General features: G+C 44.0%; 8 protein-coding genes. 4 read left to right on the top strand and 4 right to left on the bottom strand.

Translation table 11 applies throughout. The features are described 5' to 3' along the window. Positions 1–434 (bottom strand): calcium-binding protein (locus IQR33_RS12595; protein WP_265575785.1); only part of this gene is annotated, 434 nt, incomplete at its 3' end. Positions 435–999: 565 nt separating this feature from the next. On the opposite strand from IQR33_RS12595, the gene rluB reads away from it, so the two are divergent. Next, on the top strand, positions 1,000–1,938 hold the full coding sequence (gene rluB / locus IQR33_RS12590) for a 23S rRNA pseudouridine(2605) synthase RluB (protein WP_005376798.1): 939 nt from the start codon (positions 1,000–1,002) through the stop codon (positions 1,936–1,938). A 187-nt stretch (positions 1,939–2,125) separates the two neighbouring features. Here rluB and IQR33_RS12585 read toward each other — a convergent pair whose 3' ends face one another. Next, positions 2,126–2,446 carry an HI1450 family dsDNA-mimic protein gene (locus IQR33_RS12585; protein ID WP_005376800.1) on the bottom strand — a complete coding sequence of 107 codons (321 nt, stop codon included), beginning with the start codon at positions 2,444–2,446 and terminating at the stop codon, positions 2,126–2,128. A 2-nt stretch (positions 2,447–2,448) separates the two neighbouring features. After that, a complete protein-coding gene (gene yeiP, locus IQR33_RS12580; protein ID WP_005376801.1) occupies positions 2,449–3,015 on the bottom strand; it encodes an elongation factor P-like protein YeiP in 567 nt (188 codons plus the stop codon). Between the two features lie 194 nt (positions 3,016–3,209). On the opposite strand from yeiP, the gene IQR33_RS12575 reads away from it, so the two are divergent. Next, positions 3,210–3,977: an elongation factor P gene (locus tag IQR33_RS12575; protein WP_017635724.1), complete on the top strand. Its 768-nt coding sequence runs from the start codon at positions 3,210–3,212 to the stop codon at positions 3,975–3,977. Here IQR33_RS12575 and IQR33_RS12570 read toward each other — a convergent pair. Then, positions 3,974–6,337, bottom strand: coding sequence for a DNA polymerase II (locus tag IQR33_RS12570; RefSeq protein ID WP_193838088.1), 2,364 nt, complete (start codon positions 6,335–6,337; stop codon positions 3,974–3,976). The two genes, IQR33_RS12575 and IQR33_RS12570, sit on opposite strands and share 4 nt — an antisense overlap. A 426-nt stretch (positions 6,338–6,763) precedes the next feature. Between IQR33_RS12570 and uvrY the strand changes: the two genes are divergently transcribed. Further along, complete coding sequence (uvrY, locus tag IQR33_RS12565; RefSeq protein WP_005386783.1) at positions 6,764–7,408, top strand: UvrY/SirA/GacA family response regulator transcription factor; 645 nt, start codon at positions 6,764–6,766, stop codon at positions 7,406–7,408. A 1-nt stretch (position 7,409) separates the two neighbouring features. After that, a partial coding sequence (gene uvrC, locus IQR33_RS12560; protein WP_193843731.1) for an excinuclease ABC subunit UvrC occupies positions 7,410–8,974 on the top strand: 1,565 nt, incomplete at its 3' end.

Below are 8,974 nucleotides of genomic sequence, written 5' to 3'. Positions count from 1 at the left end.
GGCTGATCAGGTACACCAATAGCCAGGCGGTTTGTAAGCACGAAGGTGTCGTCTCCACAGCCACCGCTCAGTACTGATTCACCATCACCAACAACGAGTGTGTCGTTACCCCAGCCACCACTCAAGTAGTTGTTGCCTGAATAATCAAAAATTGTGTCGTCGCCACAGCCACCAAAGAGTTTGTCGTTTCCTAATCCGCCGGATAGGAAATCGTTTCCAAAGCCGCCAGAAACAAAGTCGTTACCTCGGCCACCAAGCAAGGTATCGTCTCCCCAGCCACCGAAGACAATATCATTACCTCCGTATCCTACAAACTTATCATCACCACAGAAGCCGAAGAAAATATCGGTTGTTTCAGAGCCTTTTGTGCCTGTCATATCGTCATCTTGAGATGTCCCAAAAATCCAATTTAGGTCGAGATTTAGCATAGACATTGTTCTATTCCTTTTTGTCTGATTTATGCCAATCGCCGAGAGTGCAGAGCGAACCTAGTAAGTCAGAGTACACGATAGCATTAGTGTTATTTTTGATGTGAACTAATGACTTAAAGACAATTTTTGTCTTGTTACCCACGACCTTGCTTTGCTATGAGCGCTCATTGTCTGCGGTGATTGGTATTACTTAGCAGCAAACAGGGACGGCTTATTTTTCGTTGCTTTCTAGCAATACGAACAGTAAACACACCCCAAGTGGTTATTGTTGTAACCCTGACAATTTTATCAGGTACCGCGTGGTTAAAGTGGTTCAGGAAGACCGATATTAGTGGGATTCTCGTTGAGCAATGCCTGCTTTAAGTAGTAAAAAAGTTGCAGAATAGGACAAATATTTCGGTCATTTTTGAAGTGAATTTTGGTGTGGAGAATGGCGCCGATTTAGCTTACATTAACTAAGAAAGTTACGTATAATGTCCGACCGAAAAATCCCACTGAAATGGGTAAATAGCAAAATACAGACCAATCCTGGTCTAGACGTCTGTGAAGACGACACATAGGTAGATAAATGAGCGAAAAGTTACAAAAAGTATTAGCACGTGCTGGTCACGGTTCTCGTCGTGAGATTGAATCGTTAATTAAATCTGGTCGCGTTAGCGTGAACGGTGTAGTCGCTAAGCTTGGTGAAAGACTTGAAGACGAGAGCAGCGTAGTTCGTATCGATGGTCACATTGTCTCTGCAAAGATTCAAGAAGAAGTGATTTGTCGTGTACTTGCGTACTACAAACCTGAGGGTGAACTGTGTACTCGTCACGATCCAGAAGGTCGTCGTACTGTTTTTGATCGTCTGCCAAAAATTCGTGGCTCTCGTTGGATTTCAGTTGGTCGTCTGGATGCGAACACTTCTGGTCTTCTACTTTTCACAACGGATGGTGAACTGGCGAACCGCTTAATGCACCCAAGCCGCCAAGTTGAACGTGAATACTTAGTACGTGTGTTCGGTGAAGTAACTGAACAGAAAGTTCGTAATCTAGTAAAAGGTGTTGAACTGGAAGACGGTTTAGCTCGCTTTGAAGATGTTGTTTACGCGGGTGGTGAAGGCATGAACCACACGTTTTACGTTGTTATCAATGAAGGTCGTAACCGCGAAGTTCGTCGACTATGGGAATCGCAAGAGTGTACCGTTAGCCGTCTGAAACGTGTTCGTTACGGCGACATCTTCTTAGACAAGAAACTGCCTCGTGGCGGTTGGATGGAGCTTGACCTGAAAGAAGTAAACTACTTGCGTGAGCTTGTAGAGCTTCGTCCAGAGAAAGAAACCATGCTTGATCTGAACAAAGACAACACGTCACGCAAACGTGAGCGTGCACGCAGCCAAAAAATTCGTCGCGCAGTTAAGCGCCATGAAGAGCGTGTTAACACACCAAAAGGTCGCAGCAACAACCCTTCTCGTCGTAAGCCGAAGAAGACTGCTGGTGACCAAGGCGCACGCAACAAGCATCGTTAATCGATAGCAAAACATCAGAAAGGCTTGCCAATTCGGCAAGCCTTTTTCTTATCTGTTACATAACAAAAGGATCTAAAGCCGATATAGAGCAGGGTGTTTTGGATAAACAAATATCTCAGCTAAACAAAAACAGCAGATAAAAAAATACCAGCACTAGGCTGGTATCTTTGTTCATGATGAAGAAACGTTAATCGCGTTTCCAAAGCATATGGCAGAACTTATGTTCAGGGTCTCGGCTGATTAGCATACGAGCAAATACGTCATCAAGAACGTCATTTTCCTCATTTACTAGGCCGATACGAACCTCTGCATATACTTCTTTGTCGATCTCGAAGCCAACATGTTCAACCCAGTCATCACCGGTTTCAACAAGTTCTGCGGCACCACGATCTTCAAATTGCGCAGTAAACAGAATCACGTCAGCAGGCTCTAGGTTATCTGGAGCCATCTCAAGGAAAATGTCGTACGCTGCGTCGATGACGTCGTCGTAAGAAATCAAATCAGACATGCTTATGCTCGGCTCATGTATTTACGTTCAGCTGTGTTAATGATAACACGGTCACCAGTTGCAATGTACTCAGGAACCTGGATGACAAGACCTGAAGCGAAGCGTGCTGGTTTAGTACGAGCAGATGCAGAAGCACCTTTGATTGAAGGGTCAGTTTCTTCAATCACTAGCTCAACAGAAGATGGTAGTTCAATACCCACTGCAGCACCGTTAACAAGGATAATGTGGATACCTTGTGTATCTTCGTTGATGAACAGCATGTCGTCTTCAACTTCATTGTGCTTGAATGTGTATTGTGAGTAGTCTTCGTTATCCATGAAGATGTGCTCATCTCCGTCAGCGTATGAGTACACAACTGCACGTTTGTTCATTTCTACCGTTTCAACAACGTCATCAGACTTGTAACGCTCATCTACACGTGCGCCCGTGTTTAGATCTGTACAACGCATTTTGTAGATTTTAGCGCCGCCACGACCGCCAGGAGTCGTTACTTCGATGTCTTTAACTAGAAGAGTTTTACCATTAGACTCGATTGCGAAGCCTTTTTTGATTTCACTTGCCTTTGGCATTGTATATTCCTATTCATACTTATTAAGCAAAACTCGGTGATTATAGCGCTAAGTTAGCCGCCTAGCATTAAAATTCATTGCAGAAATTTGTTGTTACTCCCATGACTAAACACCTGAATGGACTTGATTCAGTGAGTCGGCTAAGAGAACATATAGTCCAACTTCTTGAACCATCTGAGAACACGTTTTAAGTCATGTCTCTGCCTGTTATCGATCCTAAACAACCATTTCAACCAGAGTTTGCGCCTTTAATTAGGGAAGTCACCGCTTGTCTCAAAGGTGGACTGGGGCAAAACTTACACAGCGTTTATGTATACGGTAGTGTTGCTCGCAAAACAGCGATCGTTGGGAAGTCGAACTTAGACTTGGTTGTCGTTACTCAATCATCCTTTGAGCACAATCGCGCGACTTTGCTCAACACAATTAAGTGGCGTGCGCAGCAGAGTTACCCTCACGTTAATGGTGTATCGGTCCGTACAGCCTTAGTGAGCGAAGTGGCTAATTTAGATAGTATTTTTACTTGGGGCTTTATGCTTAAGCATTGCTGTGTCTGTGTTTATGGTGATGATCTAGCAGACTGCTTCGGTGATTACGTCCCAAGTTGGGAAATTGCTAAGCACTGGAATATGGATGTGGAAGATTGGATTACGGTGTATCGCAAAAAAATCGTACAAGCGAAGACGATAGAAGAGCAGGTGGCCGCCCAGCGCGTGATTGCAAAAAAGTTACTAAGAGCGTCATACTCTTTGGTGATGTATCGAGATAAACGTTGGTTTGATGACCCTATACAATGTGGCAAGGTATTCTTAACTTATCATCCTGAAAAGCAGCTTGAGATCGAGCGGCTAGAAATTTTACTTTCTGGCCGGGGTATTCCCAAGCGTTCTGTTATCGGGCTAATTGATGCGTTTGGTGATTGGTTAGTCAAACAGTACCAGAAAACAGAGTTTCGTATCGGCTAAAACAACCCCATTTGTGGCGCTGAAAGCCTGTCAAAGTCCGTCCCAATGAAAGGGAGAATCGCATCCGCAACGGGTTTGAGTTGTTTATCAATGTAATGTTGATAATCAATCGGGCTATTGAGGTACTCATAAGGTTCAGGGCCGTTCACGGTAATAATGTATTCAATTCGCCCTTTGTTTTGATACTGTAATGGGCGGCCAAGCTTGGCATTTATCTCATCGGCTAAACGAGCTGCACGCACTTGTGGCGGGACGTTCTTCTGATACTCATGCAGTTTTCTTCGCAGTCGCTTTTGATACACCAACTGTTCATCAAATTCACCGTTGTTAGTTTTCTCAACCATCTCTCGGACATAGTCGCTTGGATCTTCACCATGGAAAATCATGTTATAGAGTGTATTTTGAAATTTCTGTGCTAACGAGGTCCAGTCAGTACGGGCACTTTCTAACCCTTTAAATACAATCCGTTCTTGCTTTCCTTCACCGATTAAACCCGCATAGCGCTTTTTCGAGCCAGTTTCTGCGCCACGAATCGTTGGCATAAGGAATCTGCGATAATGTGTTTCATACTCGATTTCCAACATAGATGTTAGGTTGTACTCAGAACGCAGGTGTTCTTGCCACCAAGAGTTGATGTAATCAACTAATTGATTTCCAACAGCGTCAGCTTCTACTTGACTGTATGGTCGATTCAACGACACGAATGTGGAATCCGTATCGCCGTAAATCACTTGATATCCTTGCTCCTCGATCAGCACCTTAGTTTGCTTCATGATTTCATGTCCGCGCATGGTAATACTAGAAGCTAACCGAGTATCAAAGAAACGACATCCCGATGAGCCCAGTACGCCATAAAAGGAGTTCATGATGATTTTGATTGCCTGAGAAAAAGCTTTTTCATTGTTCTTCTTTGCAACATCACGTGCTGCCCAAAGCTTTTCAATCATTTCTGGTAAAAAGTGTTTCGTACGATGGAACTGCCCACCGCGAAAGCCAGGTACAGCCTGATTTTCTTCTTTTCCAATATCGAGCAATAACCCCTCAACTAAACCCATAGGATCAATCAAGAAAGAGCGAATAATCGATGGATATAGACTCTTAAAATCCAATACTAAAACAGAATCATATAGGTTAGGGATGGAGTCCATCACGTAACCGCCTGGGCTCGCAATCCAACTTTCAGGGTGTAGGTTTGGGGCAACGTAGCCTGCTCGGTGTATCTGAGGCATGTATAGGTTTGTGAATGCTGCAACCGAACCGCCGACACGATCCAGTTCGACACCAGTGAGACGAGAGCGCTCTATTGCAAAGTCAAGCAGGTGAGTGTGATTGAAAATCTTATTCACTAACACGCAGTCTTGTAAATTATATTTAGCCAGCGATGGTTTGTCGGAGCGGTACATACGATTGATCTCATCCATGCGGTCATGAACGTTGTGGATTTCTTTCCCTTCCCCTAAGAGTTCTTGAGATACAGACTCTAATGACCAAGACCGAAAGTGATAAGTCGCCGTTTTTAACGTATCGATACCGTCCATTACAACTCGCCCTGGAATGGAAATAAACCCTTGTTGGCTTTGAGATGAACTTCTGAAAAAGCTGGCTTGGTCTGCTCTACCAAGCATTAGCTTCATGTTGTGCCATTCTGCTCGTTTGTGTAGCAGACGAAAGTCAAAATCAATGACGTTCCAACCGACAATGACATCGGGGTCGAACTGTTTAAACCAAACGATGAGTGCTTCTAGAAGCGCTTTTTCATCCTTAACCCATTGTATCGGTGTCTCCGAAGGTTCTGCTTCTCCGATCATGATAACGCGGGAATCCATGACGCTGTCTAATCCGATTGAGTAAAGAATGCCTTTCTCAGAGCATTCTAGATCTAACGAGACAACGTTTAACTTCGGCTCATATTGCCCCGCACGGCATTTTGCGCTCTGGACGCGTTGGTAGCCATTGGTGCGAGTCACATTGCCTGTAAACTCGATACTGCCTTTGATAAAACGCTCCATTAGGTAGCGATCGGCGAGGCGAATATCACTTTCGTACGTAGTGATATCTTTTTGAGCGAATGTGTCTTTGAGTGCGAGAGCGTCTCTGGTTACATTGGTATAGCAGGCAGCAAGAGGCGTATGTTCAAACGTTTTGAGATCCAAAAGGCGGATGTCGACGAATATGTTTTTTTCTCGTGCGAGTGTCTTTGCTTGCTCTGAGTGTTTCTGAGCGATGAAAAATACTGGCTTCTCACCATTAATAAGTAACTGAGTAGGACCTGCTTCTGTCGAAAGCCACAACTCGATTTGAGTTTGACCTTTGATGTCTCGTGCCTGTCGAGTAAGCAGAAAGCCTTGTTGGATATTCAAATGTGAGAAACCTTAGAAAACTTGAAGAACGTTAGTTTAACACTAAGAACTGTAAAAATAACCAGTAAAGAAAGCGCCTCAATTTTTGCTGGAGTTAGTGATTACAAGTTAGTCTTTGGTGCAAGAGGGACAGTGTCATTTTAAGTTATAGCGTGTTTCTCTGGGCAATATGAAACCTAGTTACTTGATTTATTGTACTTAATGTTGTTAATTGTCTTTTCTTAGATTTCGGTTCTGCTCATCACGCTCTAAAATAATAGAGTGGTTTATGAATAAGTTCTTGCTAAAGTTTGCGTTTCAGCACATATTCATAGAAAGCAATTTTTTGTCGATTACGTTAGTATATAGGCAGTCATACTGATATCCACATTTAACAAATAATGGTTATGTGGGTGCAGAACCAATACAAAGTGTGGAGATACAAGTTTGATAAATGTTTTCCTTGTAGATGATCACGAGCTGGTTCGCACAGGGATACGACGTATTATTGAAGACGTCCGTGGAATGAACGTAGCAGGAGAAGCTGACAGCGGTGAAGATGCAGTAAAATGGTGTCGCAGTAATCATGCTGACGTCGTCTTAATGGACATGAACATGCCAGGAATTGGCGGCTTGGAAGCCACTAAAAAAATTCTTCGCGTGAATCCTGATGTGAAAATCATCGTACTTACCGTTCATACAGAAAACCCGTTTCCAACCAAGGTGATGCAGGCAGGTGCGTCTGGTTATTTAACCAAAGGTGCTGGCCCTGACGAAATGGTGAATGCGATTCGTGTAGTTAATAGTGGGCAGCGTTACATCTCGCCAGAGATTGCGCAGCAGATGGCATTGAGTCAATTTTCTCCAGCCTCTGAGAACCCTTTTAAAGACTTATCCGAGCGTGAATTGCAGATCATGCTTATGATCACCAAAGGCCAAAAGGTAACGGATATTTCTGAGCAACTTAATTTAAGTCCAAAGACAGTCAACAGCTATCGCTACCGACTCTTTAGTAAATTGGACATTAATGGTGACGTTGAGTTAACTCACTTAGCGATTCGCCACGGAATGCTGGACACCGAGACCCTTTAGCGTGAATCCTCCCTTCGATTCGGCTTCCTTTCTCAAGACAGTAACTAATCAGCCCGGCGTTTACAGAATGTACAACGCCGAAGCTGTTGTAATCTACGTAGGTAAAGCCAAAGACCTTAAAAAGCGCCTTTCAAGCTACTTTCGGAAAAAAGTAGACAGTGAGAAAACTCGCGCGCTTGTCAGTAATATCGCCAAAATAGACGTCACGGTGACTCACACTGAGACAGAAGCGCTGATCTTAGAGCATAACTACATCAAGCAGTATTTGCCGAAATACAATGTGTTGCTGCGAGATGATAAGTCTTACCCTTATATCTTTATTAGCGGTCATAAGCACCCACGGCTTTCTATCCACCGTGGCGCCAAGAAGCGCAAAGGTGAATATTTTGGCCCCTACCCAGATTCTGGTGCAGTAAGAGAAACATTGCATTTGCTGCAAAAGATATTTCCTGTGCGCCAGTGTGAAGACACTGTCTATTCCAACCGAACGCGCCCATGTTTGATGTACCAAATTGGTCGTTGTGCAGGACCATGCGTTAATACCATCATTTCTGATGAAGAATATGCAGAGTTGGTTGGCTTTGTGCGCATGTTTTTGCAAGGCAAAGATCAGCAAGTACTCAAACAACTGATCGAGAAAATGGAAGTTGCCAGTCAGCAATTGCGCTTTGAAGATGCCGCTAAATTTCGCGATCAAATCCAAGCGATTAGGCGTGTTCAAGAGCAGCAGTACGTCTCAGAAGACAGCATGGATGATATGGATGTACTCGGGTTTGCTCAGGAGAATGGTATCGCGTGTATCCATATCCTGATGATACGCCAAGGCAAAGTGCTTGGTAGCCGTAGCCATTTTCCGAAAATCCCACAAAATACAAGCCAGCAGGAAGTGTTCGATAGTTTTCTGACTCAATATTATTTGAGCCATAACGAAGCACGTACAATTCCTTCTCGTATTATTTTGAATCAAGAGTTGGCAGAAGATATTGCGCCAATACAGAAAGCGTTAAGTGAAGTGGCAGGCCGTAAGGTTCATTTTCATACGTCGCCAACTGGCTCTCGAGCAAGGTATCTCAAGCTTTCGAACACGAATGCACTAACGGCGATTACCACCAAAATCAATCACAAGATGACGATTAATCAGCGTTTTCATGCGCTTCGCGAAACATTGAAGTTGGAGTCTATAGCTCGAATGGAATGTTTTGATATCTCCCATACGATGGGGGAAAGCACGATTGCGTCATGCGTGGTGTTCAACAACGAAGGCCCCGTAAAGCAAGAGTATCGTCGCTACAACATTACTGGGATTACCGGTGGTGATGATTACGCAGCAATGGGACAAGCGTTGGAGCGCCGTTATTCGAAGCAATTGGACGTAGAGAAAATTCCCGACATCATCTTTATCGATGGCGGTAAAGGTCAGTTAAATCGTGCGCATGACATCATTTCGCAGTACTGGGGGGATTGGCCAAAGCGTCCTATCATGATTGGTATTGCAAAAGGCGTTACTCGCAAACCAGGTTTAGAAACGCTGATTACAGTCGATGGGGACGAGTTTCATTTACCAAG

Source organism: Vibrio sp. OPT46 (assembly GCF_015163535.1).
Lineage (GTDB): Bacteria > Pseudomonadota > Gammaproteobacteria > Enterobacterales > Vibrionaceae > Vibrio > Vibrio alginolyticus.
Note: the sequence above shows the minus strand (reverse complement) of the source record. Positions and strands in the feature narration are given on the sequence as shown.